The organism is Herbidospora cretacea (assembly GCF_001570605.1).
In the GTDB taxonomy this organism is placed as follows: domain Bacteria; phylum Actinomycetota; class Actinomycetes; order Streptosporangiales; family Streptosporangiaceae; genus Herbidospora; species Herbidospora cretacea.
Window position 1 is genome coordinate 12,592 of sequence record NZ_BBXG01000010.1, and the last position, 20,657, is coordinate 33,248.

A 20,657-nucleotide genomic window follows, 5' to 3' on the forward strand; every position below is an offset into this window, starting at 1 on the left:
CACCCCGGCCCCGCCCGCCGCCTCCGCATCCCGCCGTCTCCGGTGCCGACCGGCCGCGCCCGCCGCGACGCCGTCGGGAAAGTGGGCGCGAATAGGCAATACGGTCCCACTGAGGCGACATACTCGGGCAAAACGGGGGGTTAGCCCCACCCCGGTCGCTCCATACCCCCGATGGCCTGGGCTTTGGCATCCTCAAGGGCATGGTGGCGATTCGAGGACGGTTACGGGACCGGGTGCCCTTCGGGCCGTGGGGGCCGTTGGGGGTCGCCGTCGATCCGGCGACCTGGAAGGCGGTGCCCTACTTCATCGGGGCCCCCGTCGTCGGCACGGCCTGCTTGGTCGGCCTCGGTTTCGCGTTGCCGCTGTCGCTGGTGTTCGTCCTGCTCTGGGTCGGTCTGCCGATGCTGGCGGTGCTGATCCTGGTCTGGCGGGGGATCGCCGTGGTGGAGCGCCGGTTCCTCCGGGCGACGCTCGGCGTCGACGTCCCCGACCCCTACCGGCCCCGCCCCGAGGGCGGCCTCCACGCCCACCTGCGCTGGCTCTTCACCGACCTGGCCACCTGGAAGGACCTCGGCTACCTGCTGCTGCTGTGCCCGCTGGGCCTGCTGGAGTTCGTCGTCGTCTTCGGCCTGTGGTCGCTGGGCCTCGAACTGCTCGGCCTCCCGCTCCCCATGGTCCTCAACGGCCGGGACATGACCTTCTGGTTCGTCGACGTCTCGACCGTCCATGAAGCGGTGGTGGTCATGCTGTTCGGCGTGGTCTCCCTCTTCGCGGCGCTCTACGCCCTCAGGGGCCTCTCGCTGGCCCACGCGTGGCTGGCCAGGGCACTCCTGGGCGCCGACGACCGCCGTCTCCTGCTGGCCCGCAACGAGGATCTGAGGACCAGCCGGGCCAGAGGCGTCAACGCCGCCGAGGCCGAACGCCGCCGCATCGAACGCGACCTCCACGACGGCGCCCAGCAGCGCCTGCTGGCCGTCGCGCTGGACCTGGGCCGCGCCCAGACCAAGTTCGACGACGACCCCGAGCAGGCCAGAATGCTCGTCCAGAGCGCCGCGGCGGGGGCGAAGGCGGCGATCGGCGAGCTGCGGGACCTCGCGCGGGGCATCTACCCGGCCATCCTCACCGACCGGGGCCTCGACGCCGCCCTGAGCTCGCTGGCCGCCCGCGCGCCGGTGAGGGTCGAGGTGACCGTCGAGATCACCGACCGCCCGCCGGCCGCGGTGGAGAGCATCGCCTACTTCGTCGTGGCCGAGGCGCTGACGAACATGGCCAAATACTCCCAGGCCACCGAGGCCCATGTCCGCGTCGGCCGGGCCGTCGGCCGGGTCGTCGTCGAGGTCGGCGACAACGGCGTCGGGGGAGCGGTGGTCCGCCCGGGAGGCGGACTCGACGGCCTGGCCGACCGCGCCGCCACGATCGACGGCGTCCTGGTCGTCGACAGCCCGCCCGGCGGCCCGACGACCGTCAGGGCCGAACTGCCCTGCGTATGGTGACGGGCATGCGTGTCGTGATCGCCGAAGACTCGGTCCTGCTGCGCGAGGGCCTGGCCCGCCTGCTGGCCGACGGGGGCATCGAGACCGTCGCCGTAGTCGGTGACGGTCCCGCGCTGGTGGAGGCGGTCCGCGTCCACGACCCTGACCTGGCCGTCGTCGACGTGCGCATGCCGCCCTCCCACACCGACGAGGGCCTGCGCGCCGCCCTGACGATCAGACGCGAGAAGCCGGGATTCCCCATCCTGGTCCTGTCGCAGTATGTCGAGGAGCGCTACGCCACCGACCTCCTCGGCGCCGGCGCACAGGCCGTGGGCTACCTGCTCAAGGAGCGCGTGGCCGAGGTGACGGAATTCCTCGAAGCGGTCCGCCGCGTCGCCGCCGGAGGCGCGGTCATCGACCCCGACGTGGTCGTCCAGCTCCTGGGCCGCCGCAGACTCCCCAGCGACCGCCTCACCGCCCGCGAGACCGAAGTCCTCGGCCTGATGGCCGAAGGCCGCTCCAACAGCGCCATCGCGGCCCGCCTGACCGTGTCGGAGGGCGCGGTCGAGAAGCACATCTCCAGCATCTTCCTCAAACTCGGCCTCGACCCGGCCCCCGACGACCACCGCCGCGTCCTGGCCGTCCTCGCGTACCTGGGCCACCGGCAGTAAAAGCTTTTTTCTTCCGTTACGGCTCCGCCTACTTCGGCACCGCCCGCCGTCTCCAGCCCCGCCGTAAGCGGCGCCAACCGCCCGCTGTCCCTCGCCACCGCAACGCCGGAGGAAGCCAGCGTGAGATCGGCACCCCCAACGGGCACTTGGCCGGAAGCCAGCTCAGAGCGGCACTGTGACACCGCCCGTGGTGGGCGTGAGGTCGGCACCCCAAGGGCACCGGAAGCCAGCGCAGAGCGGCACTGTGACACCGCCCGTGGTCGGCGTGAGGCTGGCACGGCGGCCCCGCCGGTAGCCGGTGGGAGGTCGGGGCTCGACGTTGCTCGTGGTCGGCGTGAGATCGGCCCCGCCGCACCGCCGGAACCCAGTGGGAATTCGGCGCCGTGACGTCGCCTGTAGTTGGAGCGGAACCCACACCGCAGCGCTGTCGGAAGTTGGCGCGATCGGGCAACGGCCCACCCGCCCGGGGGTGGCTCATCATCGCCGGGGTGGCCGACATTTCTGCTGCGCGCGCCCGGCCCCGTGGAAGCTCGCGCTGTGGCGTCCCGTAAGGGACTTCAGATGATCTGGAACAAGAAGCCTGCGCCGCGTCGCCATCAGAGTTTGGCGCGAACAGGCAACGGCCCACCCGCCCGGGGGTCGGCCCATCATCGTCGGGATGGCTGACATTTCTGCCCCGGGTGACCAAGCCCTGTGGAAAGTCGGCGCGGTCGCGTGCTGGGAGGACCTGAGGCGGGCGGGCGCAAAAAAGGGCGCCCCTTGCGGGACGCCCTTCTTGTTCAGCGGGGGGACGTCAGCGGACGTCGACCAGCTTGTAGGCCGAGAGCGACGAGTTCGTCGCGCTGGTGCCGGTGGCCTGGAGACGCCAGTAGCCGTCGTACTTGGGCTTGACGGTCTTGCTGTACTTGCCCGTCGAGTTGGCGCCCACGTAGCCGACGAACTTCCAGGTCTTGGTGCCCTTCTTCTTGAAGTAGAGCTTGAGGATCTTCTTCGACCAGGCGCCCCACTTGCTGGTGCCGCGGTAGACCTTGCCGTAGATCTTGACCGTCTTGCCCTTCTTCACCTTCGCGGGCGAGACGGCGATCGTGATCTTCGACTTGGCCTTGGCCTTGGAGCCGGGGCCGTTGACCGAGAAGCCCTTGACGAAGCTGTAGCTCTTCGAGCCGCGGGTCACGTTGACCTTGAGCTGCCAGCTGCCGGTCGGGGCCTGGTCGTCGAACGAGGCCGAGCCGTGGTAGCTGTCGTCGGCCTCGAGGCCGCTGTTCAGCGAGTAGTAGTCACCCGAGGAGACGTGCTCGAAGCGGACGCCGGTGAGCTTCTCGTCGCCGTACTTCTCCAGCTTGAAGTTGGCGAAGACGTCGACGTCCGCGCCCTTCTTCAGCACGACGGGGTCGGGGTCGACGCTCGCGGAGTTCACCCGGGTCGCGGTGGCGACGGTGATCTCGTTCCAGGCCGTAGGCCAGGTCGGCGCTGCGGTGACGCCGTTCTCGGTCCAGGCGACCTGGTACTTCCACTTGCCCGGCTTGTCGCTCGACGAGACCGGGATGGAAGCGGCGACGTCGAGGGAGGGAACAGGGGTGGGGGCCGGGGACGCGGGGATCGTGGGGATGTCGGCCGCGGTGCCCGCGTGGGCGGCGGACTCGGCCTCATCGGTCTTCAGGAAGCGGACGTGCACCTTGCCCGGCTTGTCGAAGCCGGCCGAGTAAGGCGAGTTCACCTTCACCTTGAACGGGATCTTGTCGCTGCCGCTCGGCGGGATGAAGAGGTCGGTGAAACCCGTGCCGCTGGCTTCGACGGAACCGGCGAAGGCAGGCGCGGCGGCGACGACGGCACCGGTGGCGAAGAGCGCCGCCCCCGTTGCGGCCGCGACCATGAGCCGCAGGCTCTTACGCATGTAGGGCCCCTTTACATGAGTCATATGGTGGGAGAAATGTGACTTGTGAGAATAACGTGATATGGGCCCACGTGCATGCACATGGGCCCATTCGTCACCCTGCACGGCTTGCGCCAGGGGTTGATGGCGCGAGCCGTACAGGATCAGCGGACGTCGACGAGCTTGTACGGCGAGTACGAGGACTTCGTCGCGGAGGTGGCGGTGGCCGCCATCCGGTAGTAGCCGTCGTACTTGGGCTTGATCGTCTTGCTGTACTTCCCGGAGTTGTTGGCACCGACGTAGCCGACGAACTTCCAGCTCTTGGTGCCCTTCTTCTTGAAGTAGAGCTTGAGGACCTTCTTCTTCCAGGCGCCCCACGACTTAACGCCGCGGTAGACCTTGCCGTAGACCTTGATCGACTTGCCCTTCTTCACCTTGGCAGGCGCGATGGACATCGTGATCTTCGACTTGGCCTTGGCCGCGGGTGCGGTCGTCTTGCTGACGGTGAAGCCCTTGGTGAAGGCGTAGGTCTTGCCGCCACGCGTGATCGTGAACTTGATCTGCCAGGCGCCGGCCGGAGCGTCGGTGCCCATCGTCACGAAGTTGTAGTAGCTCTTGTCGTCGCCCTCCAGGGAGGTGCCGAGCGAGTAGTACTCGCCGCTCGACGGGTGCAGGGCGCGCACCTGCTTGAGCGTCTCGCCGCCGAACTTCTCGATCGTCGCGCTGAAGCCGACGTCGGTCGCCGCCTTGAGGACGACGGGGTTCGGGTCGATGCGGACGTTCGACACCCGGGTGGCCGCGGTGACCGCGAAGGTCTTGACGGCCTTCCAGCCGGTGGTCGGAGCGGTGGACGACGGGGTGGGAGTGGCCGTCGCGGCCAGGGTCTCCAGCGCGACCTCGAGCTGCCAGCGGTCACCGGGCTTGTCGTTGTTGAGCGCGTTGACCGTGCCGGTCACCTTGGAGGTGGCGGGGGGAGCGGTGGTCAGCTTCGGCAGCGCGTTGGCGGTGCCGAGGCGGTAGTTGACCGTGACGCCCGCGCCGGGGTTGTTGTCCGGCGTGACGCGGACCCAGACCTTGTACCGGGGCAGCCACTCGTTGCCGACCTTCTGGTACGCGTTCTCGAGGTCGAAGGAGAACGGGATCGTGTCCTGGCTGACCGGCGGGATGAACGTGTCTGCCAGTGCGACGTTGGTCACGTCGCCGTCGGCGGCGAGCGCGGGGGTTGCGGTAATGGCCGTACCGCTGGCGAAGAGTGCCACCCCGCAGGCGCCTGCAATCAGCAGTCGCAGGCCTTTCCTCATCGAATCCCCAATCTGAGGTAATTTTGAGGGAAAAGCTCGGGTTTGAGCAGGGAGAGCCTAGTGGGGCCCCTGTGACCAGTCCACATGCGCGGTGACCTTCTCACGGACTTCCCAGGCATCGTTCAGAGTCGGCCCCGGGAATGCGCGATGGCCTGGGAGGGTTCTCCGATCTGGCACACTGGTAGCCGAACCGTTGCGGTTCCGGTTCCCGCCCCCTGGTTCTCAAGCGGAGATCCAGGCTGACAGAGCGACCCGGCGACCGCGCCCCGGAGAGGAAAAGGGTATGAAGGCCGACATCCACCCCACGTACACCGTCACCAATGTGACGTGTTCGTGCGGTAACACGTTCACCACGCGCAGCACCGCCAAGAACGGCACGATCCACGCCGACGTCTGCTCCGCGTGCCACCCGTTCTACACGGGCAAGCAGAAGATCCTCGACACGGGCGGCCGCGTGGCGCGCTTCGAGGCCCGGTTCGGCAAGAAGCCCGCGGGCAAGTAGCTCTTTCCCAGACGCCGGCTCGGAACCGTCCCCCTCACTCAGGTGGGCGCGCCCGGGTCGGCGTTCGTGGTGAAAGGGCCTACTCGATTCGTCATTGCAGGAGGGACGCGCGGTGAACCTCGACGAGCTCATCAGCGAATACGCCGATCTCGAGCAGAAGCTCGCCGATCCGGCCGTGCACGCCGACCAGGCGAAGGCCAGGCAGTTCGGGAAGCGTTACGCCCAGCTCACGCCGATCGTCGGCACCTACCGGGAACTCGGCCAGGTGCGCGACGACATCAAGGCCGCGCGCGAACTCGCCGGTGAGGACCCGTCGTTCGCCGACGAGGCGGCCGAGCTGGAGGCCCGCGTCCCCGCGCTGGAGGAACGGCTGCGTCACCTGCTGGTGCCCCGTGACCCCAACGACGACAAAGACATCATCATGGAGATCAAGGCGGGCGAGGGCGGCCAGGAGTCGATGCTCTTCGCCGGCGACCTCCTGCGCATGTACCTGCGCTTCTCCGAGCGGGCCGGCTACAAGGCCGAGATCATCGACGCGCAGTACTCCGACCTGGGCGGATACAAGGACGTCACGGTCGCCATCAAGGGGCGCGACGGCGCCTGGGGGCGGCTGAAGTTCGAGGGCGGCGTCCACCGGGTGCAGCGGGTGCCCGCGACCGAGTCGCAGGGGCGCATCCACACCTCGGCCGCCGGGGTGCTCGTCTACCCCGAGGCCGAGGAGGTCGACGTCCAGATCGACCCCAACGACCTGCGGATCGACGTCTACCGCTCCAGCGGTCCCGGTGGCCAGAGCGTCAACACCACCGACTCGGCGGTGCGCATCACCCACGTCCCGACGGGCGTCGTGGTGTCGTGCCAGAACGAGAAGAGCCAGCTCCAGAACAAGGAGTCGGCGATGCGCATCCTCCGCGCGCGGCTGCAGGCCATCGCCGAGGAAGAGGCCAACGCCGCCGCGATGGCCGAGCGCAAGTCGCAGGTGAGAACAGTGGACCGGTCCGAGCGGGTGCGCACCTACAACTATCCCGAGAACCGGATCTCCGACCACCGCGTCGGGTTCAAGGCCTACAACCTCGACCAGGTCCTCGACGGCGACCTCGACGCGGTCATCCAGGCCCTGCTCGACGCCGAACTGGCAGAGAAGCTCGCCGCCGCGTCCACCTGAGCCGATGACCTTCCTCCTGGACGAGATAGCGCTGGCCACCGCCCGGCTCGCCGAGGCAGGTGTGCCGTCGCCGCGCGCCGACGCCGAGGAGATCGCGGCGTTCGTCCACGGCGTGACGCGCGGCACCCTCCACACGGTCAAGGACTCCGAGTTCGACGCCCTCTTCTGGGAGGGCGTCTCCAGGAGGGAGTCGCGCGAGCCGCTGCAGCACATCACCGGCCGCGCCTTCTTCCGCTACCTGTCGCTCGAGGTCGGCCCCGGGGTGTTCATCCCCCGGCCGGAGACCGAGGTCGTCGTCGGCTGGGCCATCGACCGCCTCAACGAGATGGACGTCGCCTCCCCGATCGTGGTCGACCTCGGCACCGGCTCAGGCGCGATCGCGCTGTCGATCGCCCAGGAGGTCGCGCTCGCGCAGGTCCACGCCGTGGAGATCGACCCGGCGGCCTACCGCTGGGCCAAGCGCAACATCCTCGAACACGGCCAGGGCCGAACCTCCCTCCACCCGGAGGACCTGTCCGACTGCCTGCCCGAGCTCGAAGGCCAGGTCGACCTGGTCATCAGCAACCCCCCTTACATTCCGCCGGGGGCGGTGCCGCGCGACCCCGAGGTGCGCGACTACGATCCCCGCCGGGCCCTGTTCGGTTCGGGTGACGACGGCCTCGGGGAGGTCCGGGCGGTCGAGCGCACGGCCGCGCGCCTGCTGCGGCCCGGCGGCCTGGTCGCGGTGGAACACGCCGATGAGCAGGGCAACGCGGTCTACTGGTTGTTCTCGGAGGACAACGGCTGGCGCGACGCCCGCCTCCGTCAGGATCTGACCGGCCGCGACCGTTTCGTGACGGCCAAGTTCGGCCTGGAGTGACAAGGGAGTTCACATGACCCGCCGATACCTCTGTTCCAACCCCGGCGAGCGCGAGTCGGGCCTCATCGACGCCGCGTCGGTCATCAGAGCCGGCGACCTGATCGTCCTCCCGACCGACACGGTCTACGGCATCGGCGCCGACGCCTTCACGCCCTCGGCCGTCTCGGCCCTGCTGACGGCGAAGGGCCGCGGCTCCGACATGCCCGTCCCGGTCCTCGTCGGGACGGTCCGGGCCGCCGGGGCGCTCACCGAGTCGCTCGGCCCGCACGGCCAGGACCTCATCGACGCCTTCTGGCCCGGCCCGCTGACTCTCATCTTCAAGGCCAACCGGTCGCTCCAGTGGGACCTCGGCGAGACCAAGGGCACCGTCGCCATCCGCATGCCGCTCCACCAGGTCGCCCTCGACCTGCTCAAGGAGACCGGCCCGATGGCCGTCTCCAGCGCCAACCGCACGGGCAACCCGCCCGCCACCACGGCGGCCGAGGCCGAGGAGCAGCTCGGCCAGTCGGTGGCCGTCTATCTCGACGCCGGACCCTGCGCCGACAACACCCCGTCGACGATCCTCGACCTGACCGCCTCGGTGCCCCGCGTGCTGCGCAAGGGCGGCATTCCGGTCGAGAAACTCCGCGGCGTCGTGGGCTATCTGGCGACCGAGGACTAGATCCATACCGTCTGGCTATCGCGCCAGACGGGCCCGGGTGCCGAGGCCTAGCGTGAGTGAGGTTTTCGACCCCGGGAGGCCCTCGCATGCCCAAGATCGACGGGATGGACCCCAAGCTGGTCCGCGATCTCCTCGCCGAGCTGCGAGGCGCGGCCAAGCAGATGGAGGCCATCGAGGCCAGGGTGACCACCACGGTCCGCAACGCGGGCGTCCCCGCCGCGGTGACCTACCGCCCCTCGGCGGTGGCCGATGCCATCGCCGAGATGGACAAGGATGTCACCGCCCGCCTGGCCCTGCTGGAGAAGCGCGAACGCGACCCGAACGCGCGTCCGACCCCGACGGGCAACGAGCCCCCCAAGCCCTCCGGCGGCACCGAACCCCCGAAGCCCACGACCGGCGACACGGACCCCCCCAAGCCGACCTCAGGCGGCTCGGAGCCCTCGAAGCCGACGTCGGGCGACACCGACCCTCCGAAGCAGACGTCGGGCGATTCCGACCCCCCGAAGAAGAGCACCGAGGAAACCGCTCCTCCCAAGAAGAGCGATGAGGAGAGCACGCCTCCGAAGAAGAGTGACGAGGAGGGCGCTGCTCCGAAGAAGGCCGACGACGAGAGCGCGCCGCCCAAGAAGAGCGACGAGGAGAGCACGCCTCCGAAGAAGAGCGATGAGGAGGGCGCTGCTCCGAAGAAGGCCGACGACGAGAGCGCGCCGCCCAAGAAGAGCGACGAGGAGAGCACGCCTCCGAAGAAGAGTGAAGGCGAGTCTCCGGCTCCGCAGAAGGAGCCGATCGACACACCGAAGAAGGACCATCCCGACGACATCGACCAGACCCGGGGACGGGTCGAGATCAACGTCGATGGCACCAAGGTGGTCACCTACCCGCTCAACCTGCCCGACGACCTGCGGCTCGACAACGACCTGGACACTGTCCGGCCTGTCGACATGCCTGGTCAGTCCGCCGGTACGCCCTCCTCCAGCGGCCCCCAGCCCGATGGCAAACCTGGTTACGTCGAGCCCCTGGAGCCGACGGTCAAACAGCCCGCGCCGCAGCCCGGCCTGGATCCGGGCGACCCCATGGGCGCCTATGTCGGGACTCCGGCCGACAACCTGACCGAAGACCCCTTCCTCAAGAACAACCCGGCTTCGCAGCCCGCCCCCCAGCCGGGCCTGGCTCCCGGCGATCCCATGGGTGCCTATGTCGGGACTCCGGCCGACAACGTCACCGAGGATCCCTACCTCAAGGGCAACCCCGTCTCGCAGCCCGCCCCCCAGCCCGGCCTGGCACCGGGCGACCCCATGGGCGCATACGTGGGAACCCCTGCCGACAACGTGACCGAAGACCCCTATCTCAAGCACAACCCGGTCACCCAGCCCGCACCGCAGCCCGGCCTGGCACCAGGTGACCCGATGGGCGCCTATGTCGGGACCCCGGCCGACAACGTGACCGAAGACCCCTTCCTTCAGGGCACCCCGGCCGGGACATCCGGGGATGCGCCGGGCAACCCGACGAACACGCTGCCCGAGGACACGGTCCTCATCACTGCCTCGGACTCGGCCGTCGCCCCGCAGATCCAGGCGGAAGTGCCGACAGCGGCCGGCGAGGCCGTCGACCCCAGGGCCCTGGCCGCCGCCCAGCCCGGCGACGTGCTGTCGGCCCCGGCCAACCAGATCTCCGACCAGGCCCTCGGCACCCTGCTCAACCACGACGACCAGATCGCCCCTCAGAACATGCCAACGGTCACCGACACGGGCGTGGGCGCACCCCAGGGCGCTGACGGCAACCCCACCGCGACAAGCGGCAACCCGTCTGCGGCCGACGGCACCCAGCCCAGCGGCCATGCCCATCCCGGCGGAACCTCCGAGTCCGGCGCGAACTCGCAAACTGGCGGCCACTCACAGCCCGGCGGGAGCTCCGAGGTTGGTGCGAACTCCCACGCAGGTGGTAACGCGCAGGCCGGGGGCCACTCTCAGCCCGGCGGGACCTCCGAGTCGGGTGCGAACTCCCACGCAGGTGGCAACGCGCAGGCCGGGGGGCACTCTCAGCCTGGCGGGACCTCCGAGTCCGGTGTGAACTCCCAGGCCGGTAGCAACCCTCAGTCCGGTGGCGACAGTGGCTACCGGCAGACCGGGAACGCGGGCATTCCCAACGGTCCGCTGACCGGAAGCGAGGGAAACCCCGGCAACTCGCAGGGTGGCAACGACGGTCAGTGCGGCCCGCAGGGCGGTGACAAGCCGGCGGCCAATGGTGCGAACGCCGGTCACCACGGGCTCTCCGCTGGTTCGGCCACCGGCCAGAGCGGGCTCGTGACCGGTCCGACCATGGCCCACTACGGCCCCGCCGGCATGTCGGCAGATGGTCAAGCCGGTTCGGGTTTCGCCAACTACACCGGTGACGGCGGTCAGGGTGGCTCCGCCGGTCAGGCCGGTGCTGACATCGATCCCCGCAGGCTGGCCGCGGAGCAGCCCGGAGACGTCCTCTCGGCTCCCGCGAACCAGATCTCCGATCAAGCCCTCGGTGCCCTGCTGAACTTCGACGACCGGATCGCACCACAGGACATGCCGTCGATGACGACAGGTGGTGCGGGTTCGGAGGGCGGGGCGGGACACGGGCCCTCGGGCAGTGGTTCAGACCAATCCGCGTCAGCTTCCCAATCCGGATCCGCCGGACAGGAAGGCACCGAGGTCGACCCCCGGAAGCTGGCCGCCGAACAGCCTGGCGATGTCCTCTCCGCCCAGGTCAGCCCCATTTCCGACCAGGCGCTCGGCGCCCTGTTGAACTTCGACGACCGGATCGCGCCGCAGGACATGCCGTCCATGACGACGGGCGGTTCGGGTTCTGAGGGCGGGCCGGGGCAGGGGCCGTCGCCAAGTGGTTCAGACCAATCCTCCGGCGGTCGGAGCGGTGCCGATGTCGATCCCCGGAGGCTGGCCGCCGAGCAGCCCGGCGATGTCCTGTCCGTTCCGGCCGACCCCGCGTCCGACGAGGCCATCGCCGCGCTGATCAAGAACCACGCCCAGATCGAGCCCATGGACATGCCCAGTGTCTCCGTACCGGAAGGGAAGTGGGGCACCGGTGAGTGGGTGCCCATGGACGTCGGGCCCGACGGTCCCTCCGGGTCCGTTCCTCCTGGTCAGCCCGCTTAAGGAGATGCGATCGTGAGTTATGCCGACCCGCCCGCGCCCCGGGCGTTGCAGTTGGGGGAGACGCCGCCCGCGGCGAGCGGGAACACCCTGCTCATTCCGGACGGGCAGCCGACGGCCTGGGTGTTCAATCCCGAATACCAGCGGCTGGTCGACCTGTGGAAGCAGGTCATGCCGGAGATGGAGCGGATCACGAAGCTGCTGGAGCAGCCGTACACGATGGCTCGGAGTGCCGAGACGTGGGACGCGCCGGTGGCGAAGCGGTACGTCGAGCAGATCTCCGAGTGGCGGACCCGCATCGGGCTCTACCGGCAGGCGGTGCTGACGGCGATCAGCGACGAGGCGGCTGACACGCCCCGGTGGGTGCCGAGCAATGCGGGCGCGCCGCACGCCTACTCCTGAACCTGCGCTAGCGTCGGAGCCGTCTCGACTGGTCCGTTGATCCGGGAAACTGGTGCCGTGCGCGAATATTTCTTCGTGGGCCTTGTGACGGCCGTTGTCACCTACCTGCTGGTGCCTCCGGTCCGGGCCTTCGCGCTGCGCATCGGCGCCGCTCCCGAGGTCAGGGAGCGCGACGTGCACAAGGTGCCGACGCCCCGGCTGGGGGGCCTGGCGATGTTCGGCGGCATGGCCGCCGGGCTGCTGGCCGCCTCCCACCTGCCCTGGGTCGGTTCCGCGCTGTCGCTCGAACAGTCGGGTCAGACCACGAGCGCGCTGCTCGCCGCCGGCGGGCTGATCGTGGTGACCGGCTTCCTCGACGACTGGCTGGGGATGGACGCCCTGGTCAAGCTGGGCGGCCAGATCGCCGCCGGGGGCCTGCTGTTCTACTACGGAGTGTCACTGCGGTCGCTGCCGCTGCCCGAGAGCATGGGCGGCAACGTCTTCCTCGACCTGAACCTCCAGGCCGTGATGACGATCCTGGTCGTGGTGGTCGCCATCAACGCGGTCAACTTCGTCGACGGGCTCGACGGCCTGGCGGCCGGCATCGTCGGCATCGCGGCCCTGGCCACATTGGTCTACTCCATGGTCCTGTCGCAGGACCAGCAGCAGACGCGCATCAACCTGACGGCGGTGGTCGCGGCCCTGCTGGTCGGGATGTGCCTGGGCTTCCTGCCCCACAACTTCAACCCGGCCAAGATCTTCATGGGTGACACCGGCTCGATGCTGATCGGGCTGGTGCTGGCCACGTCGCTGGTGACCATCACCTCGTCGGTGCCGACGACCGCGCTCGACGTGAACCGGTTCGCGCTGGTCCTGCCGCTGCTGCCGCTGGCGGTGGTCGTGCTGCCGCTCACCGACCTCGTCATGGCGGTGATCCGGCGCACGAGCGCGGGGCTGTCGCCGTTCGCGCCCGACCGGGGGCACCTGCACCACCGGCTGCTCGACATCGGCCACTCCCACCGGCGGAGCGTCCTGATCATGTACGCGTGGACGTTCATCTTCGCGTTCACGATCGTCGGGCTGTCCCTCGAAGGGGTGCCACTCATCCTGTTCCCGCTGATCAGCGTCGTCGCGATCGCGGTGCTGCTGGTGCTGTCGAGGCCCAAGGGGCGCAAGGGCGTCCACGCCGTGGGCCGTCCCGACGAGCCGACGGCGAACCACTCCCGTGCGACAACTGGGTGAATTCGCCGCGAAAAGCCAGGTAAAGCCCGTGACGTGGAGCTTGTGATAGCTTTCACTAACAGCAACCCGTAGCCTGGGCGAAGCAAACGCTCGGTTGACAACATGTTCTGGAGTCGTGATGCAGGCCAACGACGTGCGCGTTCTCAAGGGCGCCGCCGTGCCAACGGTGGCGGTCGGGCTGATCGCCGTCATCGTCACGGCGATCCTCGCCGGATTCGAGGGCGCTCTCGGCTCCGTCATCGGGCTGGTCCTGGTGGCCGTCTTCTTCACCGTCGGGCTGTTCGTGGTCACCTGGGCGGGCCGGATCTCGCCGATGGCCATGTTCGCCGCGGCGGTTTTGAGTTATCTCGTCAAGGTGATCGCTATCATGATCACCCTTAGGGCATTCGAGACGACCACCGTCTTCGACCCCAAAGCGTTCGCTTGGAGTGTGATCGTCCTCACCGTCGTGTGGACCTTCGGCGAGATGCGGGGCTTCATGAAGCTGAAGCTCCTGTACGTCGAACCAGACTCCAAAGTTCCCGGTCAGGGGAACTGATGGGGTCCGATATGACTAGTCCTTGCGGTGCCTGCTATCGTCGTGCCCGCGATGAGCGAGAAGCAGCGCAGGCCCGAGGACGACGGCCGCGACTTCGCCGACGCCGCCTGGTCAGTACCGAGCTATTTGCTGTCGGGAATGCTGTTTTGGGGTGGCCTCGGCTGGTTGCTGAGCCATTGGACGGGCGTGCACGCGTTCATCCCCATAGGTGTGGTTATCGGGGTCGGCCTGGCCTGCTGGCTGGTCTACCTCAAGCACGGCCGCTGAACGCGCCCGCACATGCTCTGATTCTTCCAATGATGGTCCACGACGTTGAAGGGAACGCCGCGTGACTACGCTGACGCTCCTCGCCGCTGACGGAGAATTCCAGGCTCCCGGGCCGGAGATCTTCAATTTCCCCCCTCTCTACGCGGGGGCGCCCGAATGGCTCAACAAGCCCGCCATTCTGGCGGTCGTGGGAGCCCTGATCGTCTGTGTGTTCGCCTGGACCGCTTTCGCCAAGCCGAAGCTGGTGCCGCGCGGCGTTCAGAACATCGGTGAATACGGCTACACGTTCGTCCGCGACCAGTGCGCCCGCCCGTTCCTGGGCAAGGACGCCGAGCGCTGGATGCCGTTGCTGCTCTCGATCTTCCTGCTGATCCTGCTGTGGAACTTCTTCGGTGTGATCCCGGTTCTGCAGCTGCCGGTGAACTCGCACATCGCGTTCCCGATCATCTTCGCGGTCACCGTCTACGTGATCAAGATCTACCTGGGCATCAAGCACCAGGGCGGCATCGGCTACTTCAAGAACATGATGTTCCCGCCCGGTCTGCCCAAGGCCGTCTACGTCCTGATGGCGCCGCTGGAGCTCATCTCGAACCTCGTTCTCGCGCCGTTCACCCACGCGGTCCGACTGTTCGCGAACATGTTCGCCGGCCACCTCATCCTGGCCTTCTTCGCGAGCGTCGGCTTCCACTTCCTCTTCGAGCAGCTCACCCCGCTTGGTGCGCCGCTCGGCCTCGTGGGTTTCGTCATGACGACGATCATGACCGGCTTCGAGATCTTCATCCAGTTCCTGCAGGCGTTCCTCTTCACGATGCTGGCCGCGATGTACATCGGCGGCTCGCTGCACGCGGACCACTGAACCACCACTGACGTGACCAGACCGGTGAGTAAGGAAGCTCACCGGCCGACCAGTAAAGGAAACCGCAATGAGCGTTCTCGCTGAAGTCTCCGGCAACATCGGCGCGATCGGTTACGGCCTCGCGGCGATCGGCCCCGGCATCGGCGTGGGCATCATCTTCGGCCAGGGTGTGCAGGCCATCGCCCGCCAGCCCGAGGCCTACGGCCTCATCCGCCAGAACATGCTCCTCGGCTTCGTTCTGACCGAGGCCCTCGCCCTCATCGGTCTTGTCGCGCCGTTCATCTACGGCTGACGAGTTCACCCATCTGACGGAAGGCTGCGCCCATGACACTGGCAGCTACGCTCCTGGCGGCGGAGGAGAACAACCCGCTCATCCCGCACACCTATGAGCTGGTCATCGGTGGTCTCGCGTTCCTGCTCGTCTTCATCGTCGTCGGTAAGATCCTTACCCCGCGCATCCAGAAGACGCTGGCCGAGCGCACCGAGGCCATCGAAGGCGGCATCCAGAAGGCGGAGGACGCCCAGGCCGAGGCCCAGGCAACTCTTCAGCAGTACCGCGACCAGCTGAGCGAGGCCCGCCAGGAGGCCGCCCGCCTCCGGGAGGAAGCTCGCGAGCAGGGCGCGCAGATCAAGGCCGAACTCCGCGAGGAGGCGCAGGCCGAGGCCCGTCGCATCGTCGAGGCCGCCCACGCCCAGATCGAGGCCGACAAGGCGCAGGCGCTCGCGCAGCTGCGCGCCGAGATCGGCCGCCTGTCGACCGACCTCGCCGGCCGCATCGTCGGCGAGTCGCTGGAGGACGAGGCGCGCCAGCGCCGCGTCGTCGACCGGTTCCTCGATGAGCTTGAGGGCTCCGGCACGGCGGTCCGCTGATGCGTGGCCTGAGCAGGACCTCTCTCATCGAGGTCGAGGAGCGCTTCAACAGCGTGGCCGGGTCGGCCGACCTGGGCACGCTGGCCGACGAGCTCTTCGCGGTGGCCGCGCTGTTCGACCGGGAGCCCGGCCTGCGCCGTTCGCTCTCCGACCCGTCGCGCCCCGCCGCGCAGAAGGCGCAGACCATCCGCGCCCTCCTGCAGGGCAAGGTGTCGGCCGAGGCGCTGGAGACGACGGTCGCCGTGGTCGAGGCCAAGTGGTCGCGCTCCGGTGACCTGGCCGACGCCGTGGAGCGGCTCGGTGTGATCGCGGCCGCGAGCGAGGCAGAGGGGGCCGGCCGTCTCGACGACGTCGAAGACGAGCTGTTCCGCTTCGGCCGGATCCTCGCGGCCAACCCCGATCTGCGCCGCGCGCTGGCCGACCCGGCCGCGACCGGCAAGGCCTCACTGCTGTCGGACCTGCTCGGGGCCAAGGTCGCGCCGACCACCCTGCGCCTCGTCTCCCAGGTCGCCGCACACCCGCGCGGACGTAGCCTGGAACGAGGCCTGGAGGAGTTCGGCCGCCTCGTCGCCCTTCAGCGGCAGCGTCTGGTGGCGGTCGTCACCAGCGCGGTGCTGCTGTCCGACGCGCAGAAGCAGCGCCTGGCCACCTGGCTGCGGGCCACCTACGGCCGAGACGTCCACCTGAACGTTGAGGTGGACCCGAAGGTGCTCGGTGGGTTCTCGATCAAGATCGGGGACGAGATCATCGACACCACCATCGCCGCACGTATTGAAGAAGTCCGCCGCCGGTTGGCCGGCTAGGCGAATAGGGAGACAGGAAGAGATGGCGGAGCTGACGATCCGGCCGGACGAGATCCGGGACGCGCTTGAGCGCTTCGTCCAGGCGTACGAGCCGGAAGGCGCGGCACGTGAGGAGATCGGGACCGTCGTCGACTGTGGCGACGGTATCGCCCATGTCTCCGGCCTTCCCTCGACGATGGCGAACGAGCTGCTCGAGTTCGAGGACGGCACGCGTGGCCTGGCACTGAACCTGGACGTCCGGGAGATCGGTGTCGTTATTCTGGGCGACTTCAGCAAGGTGGAGGAGGGCCAGCAGGTGCGCCGCACCGGCCAGGTCCTCTCCGTCCCGGTGGGCGACGGCTTCATGGGCCGCGTGGTCGACCCCCTGGGCAACCCCCTTGACGGCAAGGGCGCGATCGAGGCCGAGGGCCGTCGTGCCCTCGAGACCCAGGCGCCGTCGGTCGTCCAGCGGCAGCCCGTGAAGCAGCCGCTGCAGACCGGCCTCAAGGCGATCGACGCGATGACCCCGATCGGCCGTGGCCAGCGACAGCTGATCATCGGCGACCGTGGCACCGGCAAGACGGCCATCGCGGTCGACACGATCCTCAACCAGAAGGAGAACTGGCTCTCCGGCGACCCGGACAAGCAGGTCCGCTGCGTCTACGTCGCCGTCGGCCAGAAGGGCTCCACGATCGCCCAGGTGAAGGGCCGCCTCGAAGAGGCCGGCGCGATGGAGTACACCACCATCGTGGCCGCTCCGGCGTCCGACGCCGCGGGCTTCAAGTACCTCGCCCCCTACACCGGTTCGGCCATCGGCCAGCACTGGATGTACCAGGGCAAGCACGTCCTCATCATCTTCGACGACCTGACCAAGCAGGCCGACGCCTACCGCGCCGTCTCGCTGCTGCTGCGTCGTCCGCCGGGCCGTGAGGCGTTCCCCGGCGACGTCTTCTACTTGCACTCACGTCTGCTCGAGCGCTGCGCCAAGCTCTCGGCCGACATGGGCGGCGGCTCGATGACCGGTCTGCCGATCATCGAGACCAAGGGCAACGACGTGTCGGCGTTCATCCCGACCAACGTCATCTCGATCACCGACGGCCAGTGCTTCCTGGAGACCGACCTGTTCAACGCCGGCGTCCGCCCGGCGATCAACGTCGGTGTCTCGGTCTCCCGAGTCGGTGGCTCGGCGCAGATCAAGGCGATGCGCAAGGTCGCCGGCACGCTCCGGCTGTCCCTGTCGCAGTACCGTGACCTGGAGGCGTTCGCCGCCTTCGCGTCCGACCTCGACGCCGCCTCCCGCGCCCAGCTCGACCGTGGCGCCCGGCTCGTCGAGCTGCTCAAGCAGCCGCAGTTCTCGCCGTTCCCGGCCGAGAAGCAGGTCGTCTCGGTGTGGGCGGGTACCTCCGGCGAGCTCGACGAGGTTCCTCTGGAAGACGTCCGCCGCTTCGAGTCGGAGTTCCTCGACTACGTCGGCAGCACCCAGAAGGGCGTCTTCGACGGCATCCGCGAGAGCGGCGAGCTGTCCGACGACACCGTCACCGTGCTGAAGGACTCGATCACCGAGTTCAAGAAGGGCTTCACCACCTCGTCCGGTGACCTGCTGGTCAAGGACGAGCCGGTGGCCCCGCTCGGTGCCGACGAGGTCGGCCAGGAGAAGATCGTCAAGCACGTGCGGAAGCCGGAGGCGAAGTAGCCGATGGGCGCCCAGCTTCGACTGCTGCGGCGGCGGATCAAGTCGGTCAAGTCCACGGCGAAGATCACCCGCGCGCAGGAGCTCATCGCCTCGTCGCGCATCGTCAAGGCTCAGCAGCGCATGCAGGCCGCCGTGCCCTACGAGCGGGAGATCACCCGCGCCGTCACGGGTGTCGTCAGCAACACCTCCTCGGTCGACCACCCGCTCACGGTCGCCAAGGAGAACCCGTCCCGGGCCGGTGTGCTGATCATCACCAGTGACAGCGGGTTCTGCGGCGGCTTCAACGCCAACCTGCTGCGCGAGGCCGAGGCCCTTCGTGGCCTGCTGGAGTCGCGCGGCATCCAGGTCACGCCCTTCGTCTCCGGACGCAAGGGCGTGGGCTGGCACGCGTTCCGTCAGCGCGAGATGGGCGGCCAGTGGGTCGGCTTCTCCCGCCGGCCGTCCTACCAGGACGCCAAGGACATCGCCGACACGCTCATCGAGTCGTTCAAGGCCGAGGACGGGATCGACGAGATCCACATCGTCTCGACCGAGTTCGTCTCGATGCTGACGCAGAACGTGGTGGTGAACCGCATCCTGCCGCTGGAGGTCGTCGAGACGACCGAGGCGCCCAAGGACGGCCCGCTGCCCTACTTCGAGTTCGAGCCCTCGGCCGGTGCCGTGCTCGACTCGCTGCTGCCGCGCTACGTGGAATCGCGCATCTTCTCCGCGCTGCTGCAGTCGGCCGCCTCCGAAGAGGCCAGCCGGCGCCGCGCGATGAAGTCCGCGACCGACAACGCCAACGAGCTCATCCGGGTTTTCACCCAGCAGATGAACCAGGTTCGTCAGGCGGAGATCACCCAGGAAATCAGCGAGATCGTCGGTGGCGCGAACGCGCTCGCCGACTCCGCCGCGGGGAAAGAGTGAAATGACCGCACAGACTGTTGAGACCGGCGTGGGCCGCGTCGCCCGTGTCACCGGTCCCGTCGTCGACGTGGAGTTCCCCGTCGAGGCGATGCCGGACATCTACAACGCCCTGAACGTCGACGTGACCCTCGAGGTCGACGGCGAGGCGCAGACCAAGACCCTGACCCTCGAGGTCGCCCAGCACCTGGGTGACAACCTGGTCCGGGCCATCTCCATGCAGCCCACCGACGGCCTGGTCCGCGGTGCGGCGGTGTCCGACTCCGGCGCGCCGATCTCGGTGCCGGTCGGCGACGTCGTCAAGGGCCACGTGTGGAGCACGCTGGGCGAGTCGCTCGACGTGCCCACCGCGTCGCTGAAGATCACCGAGAAGTGGGGCATCCACCGTCCCTCTCCCGCGTTCGACCAGCTCGAGTCCCGCACCGAGATGCTGCCCACCGGCATCAAGGTCATCGACCTCCTCACCCCCTACGTGAAGGGTGGGAAGATCGGCCTGTTCGGCGGCGCGGGCGTCGGCAAGACGGTTCTGATCCAGGAGATGATCCGTCGAGTCGCGCTGAAGTTCTCGGGCACCTCGTGCTTCGCGGGCGTCGGCGAGCGCACCCGTGAGGGCAACGACCTCTGGCTGGAGATGGAAGAGGCGGGCGTCCTCAAGGACACCGCGCTCGTCTTCGGCCAGATGGACGAGCCCCCGGGCACCCGTCTGCGCGTGGCGCTGTCGGCGCTGACGATGGCGGAGTACTTCCGCGACGTGCAGAAGCAGGACGTGCTGCTGTTCATCGACAACATCTTCCGGTTCACCCAGGCGGGTTCCGAGGTGTCGACGCTGCTCGGCCGCATGCCCTCCGCCGTGGGTTACCAGCCGACGCTGGCCGACGAGATGGGTGTGCTCCAGGAGCGCATCACCTCGACGCGCGGTCACTCGATCACCTCGATGCAGGCGATCTACGTGCCCGCCGACGACATCACCGACCCGGCCCCGCACAACGCGTTCGCCCACCTCGACGCTCAGACGGTTCTGTCCCGTCCGATCTCCGAGAAGGGCATCTACCCGGCGGTCGACCCGCTCGACTCCACCTCCCGCATCCTCGACCCGACCATCGTCGGCGACGAGCACTACGCGGTGGCGCAGGAGACCAAGCGGATCCTGCAGAAGTACAAGGAACTGCAGGACATCATCGCGATCCTCGGCATCGACGAGCTCTCCGAAGAGGACAAGGTCACCGTTCAGCGGGCCCGCCGCATCGAGCGCTTCCTGTCCCACCCGATGTACGCCGCCGAGGCGTTCACCGGTCAGCCGGGCGAGTTCGTCCCGCTCGACGAGACCATCGCCTCCTTCAAGGGCCTGTGCGCGGGTGAGTACGACCACCTGCCCGAGCAGGCGTTCTTCATGGTCGGCGGCATCGAGCAGGCCATCGCCAAGGCGAAGGACCTGACCCGCTAATCGTGCGGCGCCGGCGCGGCCTCCGGGCCGCGCCGGTGTT

Annotated in this window: 20 protein-coding genes; 18 read left to right on the plus strand and 2 right to left on the minus strand. The window is 68.6% G+C overall.

Features of this window, described 5'->3' with window-relative positions; genetic code table 11:
• Positions 1–200: 200 nt before the first annotated feature.
• Positions 201–1,493 carry a sensor histidine kinase gene (locus AW270_RS20985; protein ID WP_061296831.1) on the plus strand — a complete coding sequence of 431 codons (1,293 nt, stop codon included), beginning with the start codon at positions 201–203 and terminating at the stop codon, positions 1,491–1,493.
• Positions 1,494–1,498: 5 nt separating this feature from the next.
• Positions 1,499–2,143, plus strand: a complete 645-nt coding sequence (locus tag AW270_RS20990) for a response regulator transcription factor (protein ID WP_061297012.1) — start codon at positions 1,499–1,501, stop codon at positions 2,141–2,143.
• Between the two features lie 793 nt (positions 2,144–2,936).
• Here the strand turns inward: AW270_RS20990 and AW270_RS20995 are convergent.
• Both AW270_RS20995 and AW270_RS21000 read right to left on the minus strand, forming a co-directional pair.
• Positions 2,937–4,037: a hypothetical protein gene (locus AW270_RS20995; RefSeq protein WP_061296832.1), complete on the minus strand. Its 1,101-nt coding sequence runs from the start codon at positions 4,035–4,037 to the stop codon at positions 2,937–2,939.
• Between the two features lie 143 nt (positions 4,038–4,180).
• Entirely contained in the window at positions 4,181–5,275 is a 1,095-nt protein-coding gene (locus tag AW270_RS21000) for a hypothetical protein (protein WP_061296833.1), read from the minus strand.
• Positions 5,276–5,600: 325 nt separating this feature from the next.
• On the opposite strand from AW270_RS21000, the gene rpmE reads away from it, so the two are divergent.
• The 16 genes from rpmE (at position 5,601) to atpD (ending at position 20,617) form a co-directional block, all read left to right on the plus strand.
• Positions 5,601–5,819, plus strand: a complete 219-nt coding sequence (gene rpmE / locus AW270_RS21005; protein ID WP_061296834.1) for a 50S ribosomal protein L31 — start codon at positions 5,601–5,603, stop codon at positions 5,817–5,819.
• 112 nt (positions 5,820–5,931) lie between these two features.
• Positions 5,932–6,981 carry a peptide chain release factor 1 gene (gene prfA / locus AW270_RS21010; protein WP_061296835.1) on the plus strand — a complete coding sequence of 350 codons (1,050 nt, stop codon included), beginning with the start codon at positions 5,932–5,934 and terminating at the stop codon, positions 6,979–6,981.
• A 4-nt stretch (positions 6,982–6,985) separates the two neighbouring features.
• Positions 6,986–7,840 (plus strand): peptide chain release factor N(5)-glutamine methyltransferase, encoded by an 855-nt coding sequence (prmC, locus tag AW270_RS21015; RefSeq protein WP_061296836.1) that lies wholly within the window; start codon positions 6,986–6,988, stop codon positions 7,838–7,840.
• A gap of 13 nt (positions 7,841–7,853) precedes the next feature.
• Positions 7,854–8,501: an L-threonylcarbamoyladenylate synthase gene (locus AW270_RS21020; RefSeq protein WP_061296837.1), complete on the plus strand. Its 648-nt coding sequence runs from the start codon at positions 7,854–7,856 to the stop codon at positions 8,499–8,501.
• An 86-nt stretch (positions 8,502–8,587) separates the two neighbouring features.
• Complete coding sequence (locus AW270_RS21025) at positions 8,588–11,644, plus strand: dermokine domain-containing protein (RefSeq protein WP_061296838.1); 3,057 nt, start codon at positions 8,588–8,590, stop codon at positions 11,642–11,644.
• Positions 11,645–11,656: 12 nt separating this feature from the next.
• Entirely contained in the window at positions 11,657–12,043 is a 387-nt protein-coding gene (locus tag AW270_RS21030) for a hypothetical protein (RefSeq protein ID WP_061296839.1), read from the plus strand.
• Positions 12,044–12,100: 57 nt separating this feature from the next.
• Complete coding sequence (locus AW270_RS21035) at positions 12,101–13,264, plus strand: glycosyltransferase family 4 protein (RefSeq protein WP_061296840.1); 1,164 nt, start codon at positions 12,101–12,103, stop codon at positions 13,262–13,264.
• Positions 13,265–13,382: 118 nt separating this feature from the next.
• Positions 13,383–13,802, plus strand: a complete 420-nt coding sequence (locus AW270_RS21040) for a Cg1360 family ATP-synthase-associated protein (RefSeq protein ID WP_061296841.1) — start codon at positions 13,383–13,385, stop codon at positions 13,800–13,802.
• 51 nt (positions 13,803–13,853) lie between these two features.
• Entirely contained in the window at positions 13,854–14,069 is a 216-nt protein-coding gene (locus AW270_RS21045) for a hypothetical protein (protein WP_061297013.1), read from the plus strand.
• Positions 14,070–14,130: 61 nt separating this feature from the next.
• Positions 14,131–14,925 (plus strand): F0F1 ATP synthase subunit A, encoded by a 795-nt coding sequence (gene atpB / locus AW270_RS21050; RefSeq protein WP_061296842.1) that lies wholly within the window; start codon positions 14,131–14,133, stop codon positions 14,923–14,925.
• Positions 14,926–14,992: 67 nt separating this feature from the next.
• Entirely contained in the window at positions 14,993–15,217 is a 225-nt protein-coding gene (gene atpE / locus AW270_RS21055) for an ATP synthase F0 subunit C (RefSeq protein WP_061296843.1), read from the plus strand.
• Positions 15,218–15,249: 32 nt separating this feature from the next.
• Positions 15,250–15,795, plus strand: a complete 546-nt coding sequence (locus tag AW270_RS21060; protein WP_061296844.1) for a F0F1 ATP synthase subunit B — start codon at positions 15,250–15,252, stop codon at positions 15,793–15,795.
• Entirely contained in the window at positions 15,795–16,598 is an 804-nt protein-coding gene (locus AW270_RS21065) for a F0F1 ATP synthase subunit delta (protein WP_061296845.1), read from the plus strand. Before AW270_RS21060 ends, AW270_RS21065 begins: the two co-directional genes overlap by 1 nt.
• 22 nt (positions 16,599–16,620) lie before the next feature.
• Positions 16,621–18,270, plus strand: a complete 1,650-nt coding sequence (gene atpA / locus AW270_RS21070; RefSeq protein WP_061296846.1) for a F0F1 ATP synthase subunit alpha — start codon at positions 16,621–16,623, stop codon at positions 18,268–18,270.
• A gap of 3 nt (positions 18,271–18,273) precedes the next feature.
• Positions 18,274–19,176: a F0F1 ATP synthase subunit gamma gene (locus AW270_RS21075; RefSeq protein WP_061296847.1), complete on the plus strand. Its 903-nt coding sequence runs from the start codon at positions 18,274–18,276 to the stop codon at positions 19,174–19,176.
• A gap of 1 nt (position 19,177) precedes the next feature.
• The gene (gene atpD / locus AW270_RS21080) at positions 19,178–20,617 is read left to right on the plus strand and encodes a F0F1 ATP synthase subunit beta (protein ID WP_061296848.1); all 1,440 of its coding nucleotides are present in this window, start codon (positions 19,178–19,180) and stop codon (positions 20,615–20,617) included.
• Positions 20,618–20,657 lie beyond the last annotated feature (40 nt).

Bases quoted from the DNA above. Each gene is read 5' to 3' on its own strand.
- AW270_RS20985 (WP_061296831.1), top strand. From the start codon at position 201: ATGGTGGCGATTCGAGGACGGTTACGGGACCGGGTGCCCTTCGGGCCG.
- AW270_RS20990 (WP_061297012.1), top strand. From the start codon at position 1,499: ATGCGTGTCGTGATCGCCGAAGACTCGGTCCTGCTGCGCGAGGGCCTG.
- AW270_RS20995 (WP_061296832.1), bottom strand. From the start codon at position 4,037: ATGCGTAAGAGCCTGCGGCTCATGGTCGCGGCCGCAACGGGGGCGGCG.
- rpmE (WP_061296834.1), top strand. From the start codon at position 5,601: ATGAAGGCCGACATCCACCCCACGTACACCGTCACCAATGTGACGTGT.
- prmC (WP_061296836.1), top strand. From the start codon at position 6,986: ATGACCTTCCTCCTGGACGAGATAGCGCTGGCCACCGCCCGGCTCGCC.
- AW270_RS21020 (WP_061296837.1), top strand. From the start codon at position 7,854: ATGACCCGCCGATACCTCTGTTCCAACCCCGGCGAGCGCGAGTCGGGC.
- AW270_RS21025 (WP_061296838.1), top strand. From the start codon at position 8,588: ATGCCCAAGATCGACGGGATGGACCCCAAGCTGGTCCGCGATCTCCTC.
- AW270_RS21040 (WP_061296841.1), top strand. From the start codon at position 13,383: ATGCAGGCCAACGACGTGCGCGTTCTCAAGGGCGCCGCCGTGCCAACG.
- AW270_RS21045 (WP_061297013.1), top strand. From the start codon at position 13,854: ATGAGCGAGAAGCAGCGCAGGCCCGAGGACGACGGCCGCGACTTCGCC.
- atpE (WP_061296843.1), top strand. From the start codon at position 14,993: ATGAGCGTTCTCGCTGAAGTCTCCGGCAACATCGGCGCGATCGGTTAC.
- AW270_RS21060 (WP_061296844.1), top strand. From the start codon at position 15,250: ATGACACTGGCAGCTACGCTCCTGGCGGCGGAGGAGAACAACCCGCTC.
- AW270_RS21065 (WP_061296845.1), top strand. From the start codon at position 15,795: ATGCGTGGCCTGAGCAGGACCTCTCTCATCGAGGTCGAGGAGCGCTTC.
- atpA (WP_061296846.1), top strand. From the start codon at position 16,621: ATGGCGGAGCTGACGATCCGGCCGGACGAGATCCGGGACGCGCTTGAG.
- AW270_RS21075 (WP_061296847.1), top strand. From the start codon at position 18,274: ATGGGCGCCCAGCTTCGACTGCTGCGGCGGCGGATCAAGTCGGTCAAG.
- atpD (WP_061296848.1), top strand. From the start codon at position 19,178: ATGACCGCACAGACTGTTGAGACCGGCGTGGGCCGCGTCGCCCGTGTC.